The following is a 14,814-nucleotide window of genomic DNA, read 5'->3' as shown; positions in this document are numbered from 1 at the left end:
GGAAGGTGTGAGAAATGGGAGAGCAATCGTTTGTCGTGCGAGTGTGGGGCCTGGTTCAGGGGGTGGGGTTTCGTTACTTCACCCGGGAGCGGGCGCTACAACTGGGGCTGCGGGGCCACGCCTACAACCTGGAAGATGGCTCGGTGGAGATCCTCATCTGCGGGCCGGAGCAGAGCGTGCAAATGATGCTGGGTTGGCTGGAGCGCGGGCCGCGCACCGCCGAGGTGACCCGGATGGAGTATGAAGTGGCGCCGCCACCCAAGGGGAGCGGCTTTCATACCAATTGAGCGCCTTGCCACGCCAATTACGCCGAACAGCCATGAAAAACGGGAGCCACACAGGCTCCCGTTTGCATTGATGGCACTCTTGAGTCAGCCGGCCTGGGCGGCATCGGCGACGGCCTGGGTCTTGGCGAGCACCGCCTGCAGGGCGGGGCGTTTGGCCAGACGATCCCGATAGGCCGCCAGCTTGGGGGTAATGGTCTGCTCGAAGCGGGTGGCCCACATCAGGGTATGGGCCAGCAGCAGATCGGCGATGGTGATCTGCTCCCCGAGCAGGTAACCCTGCTCGGGTACCCAGGATTCGGCGATGGCCGCCGCCTTGTCGAACTCCCACTTGGCGGTGGGGAAGATGGCCGGCAGACGTTGGGCCTCGGGCAGGGCGAAGCGGTGCTTGCCGATGGTCCACAGCGGCTGCTCCAGCTCGCAGGTGATGAAACTGACCCACTGGGCGTGCAGCGCCGAGGCCTGGGTTCCTCTGGCTGGCAGCCAGTTTGGGCCATACACCTCGGCCAGGTACTGCATGATGGCGGCAGATTCGGTCAGCACGAATTCCCCGTCCTTGAGCACCGGCATTTTGCCGCCCGGGTTGAGGGTCAAAAACCAGTCGCTGCGGTTCTCGCCCTTGGCGAAGCCGAGAAACTGGAACTGCCATGCCACGTCCAGCTCTTCCAGTAACCAGGATACGCGCAGGGCCCGGCTGACGGGGGTGCCATATAAGGTGATCATGCTTGCTCCTTGCCTGATGAAGGGGGCCATGGGCCCGAAGTGAATCGCCAGTCTAGGCAAATTACCCAGGTGCAACAAGCACCGAAAGGGTGAAGCGCGCCCACAACCCAGGGCGTTCAGTGGGGAGAGGAGAGAGGGAAGGGGGCGAAGAGGGCAAATAAAAGGCTCAGTCCCAGTTATGTGTTGAAAGGCTAACCTTGAAGTAGGTCATCACCTTGAGGGCCGCCATCATGGATACCCAAGCCTTTCAACATCTACTGTCCCTCTTCCCATTGCTCACTTTGCGTCAGCGTCGTCTCGCGCAACAGGAACTCACCACCCCTCACCCCATCACCTCGTTGGCCGCTCAACTTCCCGCATGCCAATGCTGCCCTCACTGTCAGGCCGAGGCCACACTGCTGGCCCCCTGGGGCTGGTCTCGAGGGCTGCGCCGTTATCGCTGCAAGCAGTGTTTGCGCACCAGTTCCGTGCTCACGAACACGCCTCTCGCCCGACTTCGCAAGCCACAATGCTGGGAAGATTATGCACAGGCCCTCATCGACGGTCTGACCGTCCGGCAGGCGGCGCTCCGCTGTGGGGTCGGTAAAAACACCGCCTTTTTGTGGCGTCACCGCTTCCTGAAGGCCATGGCTAGCCACCAGGCGGTACGGGAAGAGGGTATTGTCGAGGTCGATGAGACCTTCTTCCTGGAGTCGTTCAAAGGACAGCGCGGATTGTCCCGCCCGGCCCGCCATCGTGGCGGTAAAGGCCGTACCCGAGGCACAGGACCGGATTACATCCCGGTGATAGTGGTGCAAGACCGGGCAGGCCACCTGGCTGACTTCCAGTTGGAACAGTTGAATGCCAGGGCGGTGAAGGCAGTGCTTCAGCCGCTTATCGCCCCGGATGCCGTCCTGTGCAGCGATGGTGCCGGGGTGTATGCGAGTTTCAGCGAGAGACTGGGGATAACACACCAAGTGGTGCGCAATCGAGCGGGAGAGCGGGTGGTGGGTGCATATCACATCCAACATGTGAACGGGTACCACAGGCGATTGAAGGAGTGGATGGAACGGTTCCATGGGGTCGCGACCCACTATCTGAGGAATTATCTGGGTTGGCGAAGGATGTTGGAGCGCTATGGGCGGGAAGTGAATATCTCACGTTGCTTGCATGAGGCGCTGGGGCGCCCCATGCAACACGTAATTGGGACATAGCCAAATAAAAGGGAGGCCGCAGGCCTCCCTCGTTGCTTGATGACCGGGCAGTGCTTACTTGACACGCATGCCGGGCTGGGCGCCTTCCTGCGGCTCCAGGATCCAGAGATCCTTGCCGCCCGGGCCTGCCGCCAGCACCATGCCTTCGGACATGCCAAAGCGCATCTTGCGCGGGGCCAGGTTGGCCACCATCACGGTCAGTTTGCCTTCCAGATCTTCCGGGTTGTAGGCGGACTTGATGCCGGCAAACACCTGACGGGTCTCACCGCCGATATCCAGCTGCAGCTTGAGCAATTTGTCCGCTTCCGGTACCGCTTCAGCCTTCTTGATCAGGGCCACCCGCAGGTCAATCTTGGCGAAGTCGTCGTAGCTGATGGTCTCGCTGATGGGATCGTCTACCAGCGGGCCGCTCGCTTTCGGTGCCTGCTCTTTGGCCAGATCTTCCTTGGATGCGTCGATCATGGCTTCGATTTTGGCCGGTTCGATGCGGGAGAACAGCGCTTTGAACGGGGCAACGGTGTGATCAACCAGCGGCATTTCGACACCATCCCAGCTGAGGGTTTCCCCCAGGAAGGCTTCGGCGCGCTCGGCCAGCAGCGGCATCACCGGCTTCAAGTAGGCCATCAGCACCCGGAACAGGTTGATGCCGACGGAGCAGACCGCCTGCAGCTCGGCGTCAGCGCCTTCCTGCTTGGCGATGACCCAGGGAGCCTTGTCATCCACGTAGCGGTTGGCCTTGTCGGCCAGCGCCATGATCTCGCGGATGGCGCGGCTGAACTCGCGGCTCTCGTAGGCCTCGGCGATGGCAGTGCGGGCGTTGGCGAACTCGGCGTACAGCTCGGGCTCGGCACAGGTTGCCGCTAGCTTGCCGTCGAAACGCTTGGCGATGAAACCGGCGTTGCGGGAAGCGAGGTTGACCAGCTTGTTGACCACGTCGGCGTTGACGCGGGCGACGAAGTCATCGAGGTTCAAGTCCAGATCGTCGATGCGGCTGTTGAGCTTGGCGGCGTAGTAGTAACGCAGGCACTCCGGATCCAGATGGTTGAGATAGGTGGAAGCCTTGATGAAGGTGCCCTTGGACTTGGACATCTTGGCACCGTTGACGGTCACGTAGCCGTGCACATTGACCTTGGTCGGCTTGCGGAAACCGGCGCCTTCCAGCATGGACGGCCAGAACAGGCAGTGGAAGTAGGCGATGTCCTTGCCGATGAAGTGGTAGAGCTCGGCCTCGGAGTCCGCCTTCCAGTAGCTGTCGAAATCGATGTCGCCGCGCTTGTTGCACAGGTTCTTGAACGACGCCATGTAACCGATGGGGGCGTCCAGCCAGACGTAGAAGTACTTGCCCGGGGCGCCGGGAATTTCGAACCCGAAGTAGGGGGCGTCACGGGTGATGTCCCACTGCTGCAGGCCGCTTTCGAACCACTCCTGCATCTTGTTGGCCATCTCCTCCTGGATGGCGCCAGAGCCGCGCACCCACTCTGCCAGCCATTTTTCAAACTGCGGCAGATCGAAGAAGAAGTGTTCGGAGTCCTTCATCACCGGGGTAGCGCCGGAGACGGCGGATTTCGGATCGATAAGCTCGGTCGGGCTGTAGGTGGCGCCGCAGCTGTCGCAGTTGTCGCCATACTGCTCCGGGGACTTGCACTTGGGACAGGTACCCTTGACGAAGCGGTCCGGCAGGAACATGGACTTTTCCGGATCGAACAGCTGGGAGATGGTGCGGCTCTTGATCTTGCCGCCGGCCTGCAGACGGCCGTAGATCAGCTCCGCCAGCTCGCGGTTCTCGTCGCTGTGGGTGGAGTGATAGTTGTCAAAACTGATGTTGAACCCGGCGAAGTCGGCCTGGTGCTCCTTGGAGACGGCCGCGATCATCTCTTCCGGGGTGATCCCCAGCTGTTGGGCCTTGAGCATGATCGGGGTGCCGTGGGCATCGTCGGCACAGACAAAGTGCACCTGGTGACCGCGCATTCGCTGATAACGAACCCAGATATCGGCCTGGATGTGTTCCAGCATGTGGCCAAGATGGATGGAGCCATTGGCATAGGGAAGGGCGCAGGTTACCAGCATTGTACGAGGATCAGTTGCCATATAGTCGTTCTTGATGTGCTTGTTGGGATGATAGAGTGCCGTGCATGTTACCCGAATTGGGGGTAGCCTGCCTAGGGTTGTGGCTCGTCCGCCCTGCCGGCACACGCTGGTCGACCAGCAGGCAAGCCACTGATTTGTGTGCGGTAACCGTTCACCTCAAGATAAAGACAAGATAATGAGGAGTTAATGGTGATTGATTCAGTAAAACAGATCCTCGCCGAATTTAAGCCAGCTGGCTGGAGCAAGGATCTGGTGGCTGCCGGCTTCGTGCGCAGCATCGACAAACAGGGCTCGACGCTGACCATCAAGCTGGTGCTGCCCTTTGCAGGCCACTCCCTGTTTGAGCAGATCAAGCAGGAGTTTGACGCCCGCCTGCGCAGCGCCACCGGCGCCACCCGTATCGACTGGGTAGGCGAAATCGAGGTCGCCAGCTTGCCGCGAGCGCAAGGGCTGGCGGCGGTGCAGGGCATTCGCAACATCATCGTGGTTGCCTCCGGTAAGGGCGGGGTGGGCAAGTCCACTACCGCGGTCAACCTGGCGCTGGCGCTGCAAAAAGAGGGGGCGCGGGTCGCCATTCTAGATGCGGATATCTACGGCCCCTCCATTCCGACCATGACCGGGACCTTGAAGGAGCGTCCTGTCAGCCATGACGGCAAGCTGATGGAGCCGGTGATGGCATGCGGCCTCAAGAGCAACAGCATCGGTTATCTGGTGGCCGAGCAGGATGCCACCATCTGGCGTGGCCCCATGGCGAGCAAGGCGCTGGCCCAGATCCTCCACGAGACCCGCTGGGGCGAAGTGGACTATCTGGTGGTGGACATGCCGCCGGGTACCGGCGACATCCAGCTGACCCTGGCCCAGCAGGTGCCGACCACGGCGGCGGTGATCGTCACCACGCCGCAGGACGTGGCGCTGGCGGATGCCCGCAAGGGACTGGCCATGTTCAACAAGGTCAGCGTGCCGGTGCTTGGCATCATCGAGAACATGAGTTACCACGTCTGCAGCGCCTGTGGTCATCATGAGCCGCTGTTTGGTACCGGTGGTGGCCAGAAGATGGCGGAACAGTATCAGGTGGCACTGCTTGGCCAGCTGCCGCTGCACATCGACATCCGCCAGCACATGGACGATGGCTGTCCGACCGTGTTCGGCGCCCCGACCGGGGAGCTGGCAGAGGCCTATCTGAAACTGGCTCGTCGGGTGGGAGCTGAACTCTATTTCAGCGGTAAACCGATTGCGACCCCCCTCTATGCCATGGCGCTGGATGAATAATCGGCGGTCGACCGCCTGGGGTGGATTTGAGGGTGGGCATGGCTCACCCTTTTTTATATAATGGATCGGTTTAAACCATCCCCACTGCTCTTCTCTTTAGGTATTTTCAATGTCTGATACTCAACATTCGTGTGTGATCATCGGTATTGCTGGTGCATCCGCTTCCGGCAAGAGTCTTATAGCCCAAACCATCTATGAAGAGCTGGTGGCCGAGCTGGGAGCCGGTCAGATTGGCGTGATCACCGAAGATTGCTACTACCGCGATCAGACCCACCTGACCATGGAAGAGCGGGTCAAAACCAACTATGACCACCCCAACGCGCTGGATCACGACCTGCTGGTCCAGCACCTGAGCCAGCTGGTGCAAGGTGATGCGGTCAATATTCCCCAATACTCCTATACCGAACATACCCGCATGAGTGAAGTGACCCCGTTCGCACCGCGCCGGGTGATCATTCTGGAAGGGATCCTGCTGCTGACCGACAGCCGCTTGCGGGATCTGATGGATGCCTCCATCTTCATGGATACGCCGCTCGACATCTGCCTGCTGCGCCGTCTGGTGCGTGACGTGCAGGAGCGTGGCCGGACCATGGATTCGGTGCTCAAGCAGTACCAGAAGACGGTACGCCCCATGTTCCTGCAGTTTATCGAGCCTTCCAAGCAGTACGCGGATGTGATCGTCCCCCGTGGCGGCAAGAACCGCATAGCCATTGACATGCTCAAGGCGCGTATTCGCCACATGTTGATTGGTTGAGAGATATCAAGCCGGGTGATGCCCGGCTTTTTTAAATGAACAATTTGTCAGGAGAGTCGCCCAATGCGTCTTTGTGATACCGATATCGAACGTCATCTGGATGAAGGCAAGATCGTCATTGAGCCCAGACCCGGTATTGAACGGATCAGCGGCGTCAGCGTCGACGTGCTGCTGGGCAACGAGTTTCGGGTGTTTCGCGATCATACCGCCCCCTATATCGATCTGAGCGGCCCCAGCAGCGAAATGGCCGACGCCATCGATCGGGTGATGAGCGATGAGATCCATGTGCCGGATGGCGAAGCCTTCTATCTGCACCCTGGCCAGCTGGCCCTGGCGGTGACCTATGAATCGGTCACCCTGCCGGCCGACATCGTCGGCTGGCTCGACGGCCGCTCTTCCCTGGCCCGCCTCGGGCTGATGGTGCACGTGACCGCGCACCGTATCGATCCGGGCTGGTCCGGCCGCATCGTGCTGGAGTTCTACAATGGCGGCAAGCTGCCGCTGGCGCTGCGCCCCAAGATGAAGATCGGTGCGCTGAACTTCGAGATGCTCTCCGGTGTGGCGGCACGTCCCTACAACAAACGGGAAAACGCCAAGTACAAGAGCCAGCAGGGTGCGGTTGCCAGCCGCATCAATCAGGACTGAGAGCGGGTCGACAGTCGAGCCGTTGGCAATATGTTAAAAGAGGGCGCTGATTGCGCCCTTTTCCTATTCGCTTCGGCAGGTGGATGTGGCGAAGAGGGCAGGGCGAGGGAGTGTTCTTGCCTGCCATTTGTACAAGTACGGCGAGACGGTCGGTCGAAAATTGACGGAGCCTAAGTCGGTGAGAGTGGCTTTTGCGGCATGCTGATGATGAATTGTCCCCATTTGGGAACTGTTTTTGTCAGGCAAGGTCTGTTTAATTAATCAAGGACAAGCCGCATGGTGACTGGCTCTAAGCTATTTGCAGGCGAAATGCTCTTTTTTTTTCTTACTGAAATATTTCAACAACGGGTATGGCGTTACCAGCCTTCTGGCATAATCCGCCGCAACTCATAAACAGGTTCGTTTTTTATGTTTGAAATGTTTAGTGGTTTGGGTTTGTGGTGGTCAATCGGTTTGGTATTGGCCGTTTTTTTTGTGTTGGCCTATGAATTCATCAACGGCTTTCACGATACCGCCAACGCGGTAGCAACGGTTATCTATACCAAGGCGATGCCGGCACACATGGCGGTAGTTGCCTCCGGTTTGTTCAACTTTGCCGGGGTAATGATGGGTGGTCTGGGGGTGGCTTATGCCATTGTCCACCTGTTGCCCATCGATCTGCTGCTGGGGATGGACTCCACTCAGGGTCTGATCATGGTGTTCTCCCTGCTGTTTTCCGCCATCGTGTGGAATCTGGGTACCTGGTTCTTCGGGATCCCGGCGTCCAGCTCACACACGCTGATCGGCTCCATTCTGGGGGTAGGTGGCGCCTATGCCTGGATCAGCCATCAACCGCTGCAGGAAGGCATCAACGTCGCGAAAGCCATCGACATCATGCTTTCCCTCATCATCTCTCCTACCGTCGGTTTCATCATCGCCGCGCTGCTGTTGTTCGCCATGAAACGCGTCTGGCAGGGCAGCAAGATCCACAAGACCCCGGAAGAGCGTCTGCTGGTGGATGGCAAGAAGCATCCGCCGTTCTGGGCGCGTCTCACTCTGGTGGCATCTGCCATGGGCGTGAGCTTTGTGCACGGTTCCAACGATGGCCAGAAGGGTATTGGTCTGGTGATGCTGGTGCTGATCTGCATGGCTCCTGCCTATTTCGCACTGGACATGAACAGCCGCTCTTATGACCTGGATCGCACCCAGGATGCCAATCAGCGCATCATGGAGATCTATCAGCGCAACCATGAGCAGGTTTCCAAGGTCGTGAACTTCAGTGTGCCTGCCCAGGCCCAGGAAGAGTTGATGACTCACTGTTCTGCTGATGGTGCTCTGCAGGCCATGGCCACGCTGGACAATCGTCTTGCCCAGGTGCGGACCTATGAAGAGATGGACCTGACCGACCGCCGTGAAGTGCGCCGCCTGCTGCTGTGCATCGACGATACCGCTCGCAAGGTGTCCAAGCTGCCGCTGCCGGCCAAAGAGCTGACTGACCTTGCCAAATGGCGCAAGGATCTGACGGCCACTGCCGAATATGCACCGACCTGGGTCATCGTCTCCATCGCGCTGGCGTTGGGCTGTGGCACCATGGTGGGCTGGCGTCGTATCGTCTACACCGTAGGCGAGAAGATTGGCTCCTCCGGCATGACCTATAGCCAGGGGATCGCCGCCCAGATCACCGCTGCCGCTTCCATCGGCGTGGCAAGCTTGACCGGGATGCCTGTATCGACCACCCACATCCTCTCCTCTGCGGTAGCGGGGACCATGGTGGCCAACAAGTCGGGTCTGCAGAGCCAGACCATCAAGACTATCCTGATGGCCTGGGTGCTCACCCTGCCGCTGACCATGCTGCTCTCTGGTGGCCTATTCCTGATCAGCCATCATCTGTTCAGCTGATTACAGATACCAAAAGAGTGTTGAGAAAGGGCCCTTGCGGCCCTTTTTTCATGGCCTCAAAACGGATGTGTGATGCCTGCCTCCCGCCAGCCGGGTTTCCAATTTGATCATTCTTTATATGCCATCAAACTAAATTTTCCATCCAATCAATTACTTCTCTCACCTACTAAGATCATCCCCACCCATCAACAGGCATTCAAAACAGAGGGAGGTTGCAGATTGGGCATCTTTTGCGGTTAATACCCCCTGCATAGGGTGCTGCGAGAGTCATGGAGCTGCTCGGCTAAGGTTGATGCCTGCCATCTCATGGCACATGACTGCCTAAATTAGCAGATGGGATTACTTGTGTTGGCGGCAGTGGAAGAGAGGTCTTTGCCTGCATTGGTCGGCAGTACGTCTGGAGTACCGAGAGGATGGAAGGTCGAATGGCCAACCGATGCCAGTTGATAGAGGCATACGCACTTCAAACCGACTTCGAGATAAGTAGCAGGCTTGACCATGCAGTTCATGTACACCAGTGTCGTCAAAGACGTATACACACAGCGCGATATTTGCATCTAGTGCCGGTTCTTATCTTATCCACTCTGCCTAAACCAGGAGCCATACAGTCGCAGCAGCAGGAAGACAAAACAAGGAGTGTGGATTGAGCCGCAGCGAGCCAATGGCCGTGGTTATTCAATATGATGATGAAGACTTGGGGCTATAAGTGCTAGTAGGTTGGTCGTGGCGTGGTAAAGGGACTGGTAACCGAGACGAGCTGACGGTGCTATGCCGCACGCACATAAAAAAAAAGAGCCACACAATGTGTGGCTCTTTTTGTCAGACTAGTGAGTCATCAAGGACGACCGGCCGGGCTGGTTGCAACGTTGACGGCAGCGGTGCTGCCGCCATGGCGACCTGAGCTTGCCACTTCACTGCGCACCAGCGGCGCATGATCCACCGGCTCGCGTACCGGCAGGGCAGGGGCAGCAGCCGGTGTTGCCATTGGCGCAGAGGCCTTGCGGGCACCGGCCAGCAGGCCACCACCACGTTTGACTTGCTTGGTCACAGGGGCGGCTACGGCAGCAGCTACCGGAGCCTCGTCAGCGATGACAGGCTCAGCGACCGGAGCTGGCTGTTCAACCACCAGAGGGGCAACCTCGGCTACAACCACTGCCGGAGCCGCTTCTTCAACTGCTGGAGCAGCAGGTGCCGCTTCAACCACGGCAGTTTCGATGGCCGGAGCCTCGACCGCAACGGCTTCCGCAATGACCGGGGCAGCAACTTCTGCAACCACTGGCTCGTTGACAACCGCTACCTGGGCTTCTTCAGCAACTACCGCTTCGGTTACCACTGGCTCTGCGGCCACGACTTCAGCCTGCTCGTGAGCCTCGGCCACAACGGCTTCAGGCACGACATGCTCGGTCAGCGCAGCAGAGGCCTGCAGGGCGGCGGCAACCGCTTCAGCACTGGGGATGGTGATGACAGGAACTGCCGGCTCTTCCACTTTCACCTGAGCGGCATCTGCCTGGGCAGCTGCAGTCAGGGTAGGGGTAGTGCCTTCGGCAGACTGCTCTTCATCTTCACGCTGGCTGCGGGCATCTTCATTGATGCGCTTGCGACGCTGGCCTTCGATACGCTGATTGCGCGGCGTACGGCGGGAACGACGCTGGCCTTCGGCCTGCTCATCGTGCTGCTCTACTGCGTCGGAGGCTTCTTCGGCAACAACCGGAGCATCGGCAGGCAGGGCGGCAACGTCGCTGGCCGGGGCATCGACCCGGATCTGCTTGCGCAGTTGACGGCGTTCGCGGCGCTCAGCCACTTTCTGCTCTTTTTCCAGACGCGGCTCGTCGTTGACCATGATGGCATCGACGGTTTCTACCGCGTCAACGACCACTTCGGCGCGAGGTTCACGCGGAGCACGGGGTTCACGAGCCGGGCGCGGTGCGCGGGGTGCGCGTTCCTGACGCGGCTCACGAGCCTCGCGAGGTTCACGTTCCATGCGCTGTTCACGCACTTCGCCACGGGCTTCACGCTCCTGGCGCGGCTCACGCTCTTTGCGGGGACGACGGTTGCGGCTTTCACCACCTTCACGGTTGGCACCCGCTTCCCGCTTCTCTGCGGTATCGGCAGGGCTGCGGTTACCACGGTTGTCATCACGACGACCACGCTGACCACGGCTGCGGGTTTCATCACGTTGATGACGATGACCCTCATCCTTGCGTGCTTCGCGCTGGGCTGCCGGTTTGTCGGCAGGAGCCTTCACGTCGGCAGGGGCGGTGTCGGAACCGAACAAGCCGGAGATGGCCTTGAACAGTTTGCCAAACAGACCGGCTTCGGGCGCGGCCGGTGCTGCGGGAGCCACGACCGGGGCCGGCGCGGCGGGGGCCGGCTGGGGCGCCTGGACAAAACCTTGCAACAGCGGTTGTTCGCGCTCGATCACCTGAGCCTGCTTCGGCTGGTAGACCGGCTTGGCAATCTCGGTTTTCAGCTCGTAGCTGGCCGCTTCCGGGATCTCGTTCTGACGGATGCGGGTCACTTCGTAGTGCGGGGTTTCCAGATGCTGGTTCGGAATGATGTAGACACGCACATCATTGCGCTGTTCCAGGCTGGCGATGGAGGCACGCTTCTCGTTGAGCAGATAGGCGGCAACATCCACCGGCACCTGACCGTGAACCTGCTCGGTGTTGTCCTTCATGGCCTCTTCTTCGATGAGACGCAGGATGGACAGCGCCAGTGATTCGTTGTCACGGATCACCCCCTGACCCTGGCAACGAGGGCAGATATGGCTGCTGGACTCGTTGAGGGAGGGACGCAGACGCTGGCGAGACATCTCCAGCAGACCGAAACGGGAGATCCGGCCCAGCTGGATGCGGGCACGATCCTGATGCACCGCTTCACGCAGACGGTTTTCCACTTCGCGCTGATGACGAACCGGGGTCATGTCGATGAAGTCGATGACGATCAGGCCACCCAGGTCGCGCAGGCGCAATTGACGGGCAATTTCGTCGGCCGCTTCCAGGTTGGTTTGCAGCGCCGTCTCTTCGATATCGCCGCCCTTGGTGGCGCGGGAGGAGTTGATATCGATGGAGGTCAGTGCTTCGGTCGGATCGATGACGATGCTGCCGCCGGAGGGCAGACGCACTTCACGCTGGAAGGCCGACTCGATCTGGCTCTCGATCTGGAAGTGGTTGAACAGGGCAACTTCACCCTTGTACAGCTTCACGCGATTGAGGAAATCGGGACGAACCAGCTCGATATGCGCCTTGGCACGCTCGAAGATGACCGGGTTGTCGATCAGGATCTCGCCGACATCGCGACGCAGGTAGTCACGGATGGCACGCACAATGACGTTGCTTTCCTGATGGATCAGCACCGGCGCGGAGCGGCTCTGTGACGCCTTGTGGATGGAATCCCAGTGGTTGAGCAGAACGTTCAGATCCCATTCCAGCTCTTCCGGAGATTTACCCACACCGGCGGTACGCACGATGAGGCCCATGCCGTCCGGCACGGTCAGGCCGCTCAGGGCTTCTTTCAGTTCAGTCCGTTCATCACCTTCGATACGGCGGGAGATACCACCGGCGCGAGGATTGTTCGGCATCAGTACCAGGTAGCTGCCGGCCAGACTGATAAAGGTGGTGAGGGCTGCACCCTTGGTGCCACGCTCTTCCTTGTCGATCTGGACGATCACTTCCTGGCCTTCGCGGACCACTTCTTTGATGTTGGGACGACCCTGATAGGAGTAACCGGAGGGGAAGTAATTGCGGGCGATTTCCTTTAACGGCAGGAAACCGTGGCGCTCGGCGCCATAGTCGACAAAAGCAGCTTCAAGACTGGGTTCTACGCGGGTGATTTTGCCCTTGTAAATGTTCGCTTTTTTCTGCTCGTGTCCCGGACTTTCAATATCCAGATCGTAGAGCTGTTGTCCGTCAACCAGCGCTACGCGCAACTCTTCTTCCTGAGTCGCGTTGATTAGCATTCTTTTCATTGAGTTCTCGTTATTTTGTCATTTTGATTTCCTCCACAGGATCCTGCCGGCGCCGGCCTCGGGTCTTCAGCATACTGGGGCAACCTCCCGGTTGGGGTATGCATGAGGCGCAAACTAAGGGCACTCTGGTCCAGCCTTCTCGAGAAGGCATGAAAAGGATACCGGTGTGGAGACAAATTAGCGGTTCTGTTTGCGTTCTCCATGCGCTGTACCTCGCACCCGGGAACCGTCATGTTCTTGTATACACGGTGTTTCGGGATTGGGTGGCATAAATTTTGGCCACTTAGTACAAGGCTTGAACACAATGACAAAACCTTGTTTATTATCCCATTTAAACCACTTTTATAGCAAGGCGCCATTTTTCAACAAAGCATGCAGCCAAGGGCCGCCGGCAGTGTTAAAATCCGCGCCATGACACAGATACATCAACAAGTGCAGCTGCTCACCATCGAAGCTGAGCATGAAGGGCAGCGCATCGACAATTTTCTCAAGACTCAGCTAAAGGGCGTCCCCAAGAGCCTGATCTATCGCATCCTTCGCAAAGGGGAAGTGCGCGTCAACAAAAAGCGCATCAAACCGGAATACAAACTCTGCACGGGCGACGAGGTACGGGTCCCCCCGTGCGGGTTGCCGAAAAGAATGAATTGCCCTCGGCCAATCTCGGCAGCATCCAGCGTCTGGAGAGCCAGATCCTGTTTGAAGATGACGCCATGATCGTGCTGAACAAGCCGTCCGGCATGGCGGTACACGGCGGCAGCGGCCTGAGCTTTGGCGTGATTGAAGGGCTGCGTGCCCTGCGCCCGGAAGCCCGTTTCCTCGAACTGGTGCATCGGCTCGATCGCGACACCTCCGGTGTACTGCTGGTTGCCAAGAAGCGCAGCGCTCTGCGCAGCCTGCATGAGCAGCTGCGGGTCAAGACCATGCGCAAGCAGTACCTGGCGCTGGTGCGTGGCCAGTGGCAGCCTCACGTCAAGGTGGTCAATGCGCCGCTGCGCAAGAATGACCTGCAATCCGGCGAGCGGGTAGTGCGGGTCAGCAGCGATGGCAAGCCCTCCGAGACGCGTTTCCGGATTGCCCGTCAGTTTGCCGAGGCCACCCTGGTGGAGTGCAGCCCGATCACCGGTCGTACCCACCAGATCCGGGTGCATACCCAGCATGCGGGTCACCCCATCGCCTGTGATGACAAGTATGGAGAAGCCGCATTTGACGATAAAATGCGCAGCCAGGGGCTGAAACGACTGTTTTTGCATGCCTGGAAGCTGAGCTTCATCCATCCGGCCGATGGCCGCGAGATGCAGGTGGAAGCCCCGCTGGCCCCCGAACTCGACGACTTCCTGAACAAGTTGGCCCGCTGATGCAGACCATCCGGCTCGCCATCTTCGACTGGGACGGTACCCTGATGGACTCGGTGGGCCGGATTGTTGCCTGTGTGGCGCACGCGGCGGGTGATTGCGGTGAGCCCGTGCCCACCGCCGTCGAGACGCACCAGATCATCGGTCTCAGTCTGGAGGTCGGTATCCCCCGGCTGTTTTCTCTGGAGCAGGGGAGTGAACGAGCCAACGCCCTGATCGCCCGCTATCGCCACCATTACGTGCATGACAGCACACCCAGCCCGTTGTTTGCCGGGGTGAGGGAGCTGTTGCAGCATTGGCATGCACAAGGGGTGGCCCTGGCGGTCGCCACCGGCAAGTCACGGCGTGGATTGGACAGGGTACTGGATGAAACCGGGTTGCGGCCGCTCTTTGCCGCCACGCGCGGGGCGGACGAGGCCAACTCCAAGCCCGATCCTCTGATGCTGACGCAAATTCTGGATGAGCTGGGCATTGCCCCGCACCAGGCGGTGATGATCGGCGATTCCATCCACGACATGGCGATGGCCGAGGCGCTGGCCATGCCGCGGATCGGGGTGAGCTGGGGTGTGCACGACCGTACACGCTTGCTGACCCATCATCCACTGGCGGTGGTCGATACCATGGCGGAGCTTCAACGGTTGCTGAGTTAGCTTTGCGATAT

At 59.4% G+C, this 14,814-nt stretch carries 10 protein-coding genes and 1 pseudogene; 8 read left to right on the top strand and 3 right to left on the bottom strand.

The annotated features are described in order from the left end of the window. Positions 1–14 precede the first annotated feature (14 nt). Entirely contained in the window at positions 15–287 is a 273-nt protein-coding gene (locus E5E97_RS16310) for an acylphosphatase (RefSeq protein WP_005300975.1), read from the top strand. An 84-nt stretch (positions 288–371) separates the two neighbouring features. Here the strand turns inward: E5E97_RS16310 and E5E97_RS16305 are convergent, their stop codons facing one another. Further along, positions 372–1,007, bottom strand: a complete 636-nt coding sequence (locus E5E97_RS16305; RefSeq protein ID WP_171280564.1) for a glutathione S-transferase family protein — start codon at positions 1,005–1,007, stop codon at positions 372–374. A 230-nt stretch (positions 1,008–1,237) separates the two neighbouring features. Between E5E97_RS16305 and E5E97_RS16300 the strand changes: the two genes are divergently transcribed. Continuing rightward, entirely contained in the window at positions 1,238–2,200 is a 963-nt protein-coding gene (locus E5E97_RS16300; RefSeq protein ID WP_171280563.1) for an IS1595 family transposase, read from the top strand. A 54-nt stretch (positions 2,201–2,254) separates the two neighbouring features. Here E5E97_RS16300 and metG read toward each other — a convergent pair whose 3' ends face one another. After that, on the bottom strand, positions 2,255–4,288 hold the full coding sequence (metG, locus tag E5E97_RS16295) for a methionine--tRNA ligase (protein ID WP_029300869.1): 2,034 nt from the start codon (positions 4,286–4,288) through the stop codon (positions 2,255–2,257). A 186-nt stretch (positions 4,289–4,474) separates the two neighbouring features. Here metG and apbC point away from each other — a divergent pair, with 186 nt between their 5' ends. From apbC to E5E97_RS16275, 4 genes are all read left to right on the top strand, one after another. After that, the gene (apbC, locus tag E5E97_RS16290) at positions 4,475–5,557 is read left to right on the top strand and encodes an iron-sulfur cluster carrier protein ApbC (RefSeq protein ID WP_113994988.1); all 1,083 of its coding nucleotides are present in this window, start codon (positions 4,475–4,477) and stop codon (positions 5,555–5,557) included. Between the two features lie 109 nt (positions 5,558–5,666). Continuing rightward, positions 5,667–6,311 carry a uridine kinase gene (gene udk, locus E5E97_RS16285; RefSeq protein ID WP_011706091.1) on the top strand — a complete coding sequence of 215 codons (645 nt, stop codon included), beginning with the start codon at positions 5,667–5,669 and terminating at the stop codon, positions 6,309–6,311. Positions 6,312–6,374: 63 nt separating this feature from the next. Continuing rightward, positions 6,375–6,956: a dCTP deaminase gene (gene dcd / locus E5E97_RS16280; protein ID WP_011706092.1), complete on the top strand. Its 582-nt coding sequence runs from the start codon at positions 6,375–6,377 to the stop codon at positions 6,954–6,956. 408 nt (positions 6,957–7,364) lie between these two features. Continuing rightward, positions 7,365–8,834 carry an inorganic phosphate transporter gene (locus E5E97_RS16275; RefSeq protein ID WP_168967472.1) on the top strand — a complete coding sequence of 490 codons (1,470 nt, stop codon included), beginning with the start codon at positions 7,365–7,367 and terminating at the stop codon, positions 8,832–8,834. A gap of 835 nt (positions 8,835–9,669) precedes the next feature. Here E5E97_RS16275 and rne read toward each other — a convergent pair. Next, positions 9,670–12,801: a ribonuclease E gene (gene rne / locus E5E97_RS16270; RefSeq protein ID WP_171280562.1), complete on the bottom strand. Its 3,132-nt coding sequence runs from the start codon at positions 12,799–12,801 to the stop codon at positions 9,670–9,672. 411 nt (positions 12,802–13,212) lie between these two features. On the opposite strand from rne, the pseudogene rluC reads away from it, so the two are divergent. Together rluC and E5E97_RS16260 are read left to right on the top strand one after the other, a co-directional pair. Continuing rightward, a pseudogene (gene rluC / locus E5E97_RS16265) lies at positions 13,213–14,156 on the top strand (23S rRNA pseudouridine(955/2504/2580) synthase RluC). Beyond that, a complete protein-coding gene (locus E5E97_RS16260) occupies positions 14,156–14,803 on the top strand; it encodes an HAD family hydrolase (RefSeq protein ID WP_118881221.1) in 648 nt (215 codons plus the stop codon). Before rluC ends, E5E97_RS16260 begins: the two are co-directional and overlap by 1 nt. Positions 14,804–14,814: the final 11 nt, after the last annotated feature.

It is taken from the genome of Aeromonas sp. 2692-1, from assembly GCF_013085505.1.
GTDB lineage: Bacteria > Pseudomonadota > Gammaproteobacteria > Enterobacterales > Aeromonadaceae > Aeromonas > Aeromonas hydrophila.
The sequence above is the reverse complement of the archived record's forward strand: the minus strand, read 5'-3'. Positions and strand labels throughout refer to the sequence as shown.

Excerpts from the sequence above, each read along its gene's own strand:
- E5E97_RS16275 (WP_168967472.1), top strand. The coding sequence starts at position 7,365 with ATGTTTGAAATGTTTAGTGGTTTGGGTTTGTGGTGGTCAATCGGTTTG.
- metG (WP_029300869.1), bottom strand. The coding sequence starts at position 4,288 with ATGGCAACTGATCCTCGTACAATGCTGGTAACCTGCGCCCTTCCCTAT.
- rne (WP_171280562.1), bottom strand. The coding sequence starts at position 12,801 with ATGAAAAGAATGCTAATCAACGCGACTCAGGAAGAAGAGTTGCGCGTA.
- E5E97_RS16305 (WP_171280564.1), bottom strand. The coding sequence starts at position 1,007 with ATGATCACCTTATATGGCACCCCCGTCAGCCGGGCCCTGCGCGTATCC.
- apbC (WP_113994988.1), top strand. The coding sequence starts at position 4,475 with ATGGTGATTGATTCAGTAAAACAGATCCTCGCCGAATTTAAGCCAGCT.
- E5E97_RS16260 (WP_118881221.1), top strand. The coding sequence starts at position 14,156 with ATGCAGACCATCCGGCTCGCCATCTTCGACTGGGACGGTACCCTGATG.
- E5E97_RS16310 (WP_005300975.1), top strand. The coding sequence starts at position 15 with ATGGGAGAGCAATCGTTTGTCGTGCGAGTGTGGGGCCTGGTTCAGGGG.
- udk (WP_011706091.1), top strand. The coding sequence starts at position 5,667 with ATGTCTGATACTCAACATTCGTGTGTGATCATCGGTATTGCTGGTGCA.
- E5E97_RS16300 (WP_171280563.1), top strand. The coding sequence starts at position 1,238 with ATGGATACCCAAGCCTTTCAACATCTACTGTCCCTCTTCCCATTGCTC.
- dcd (WP_011706092.1), top strand. The coding sequence starts at position 6,375 with ATGCGTCTTTGTGATACCGATATCGAACGTCATCTGGATGAAGGCAAG.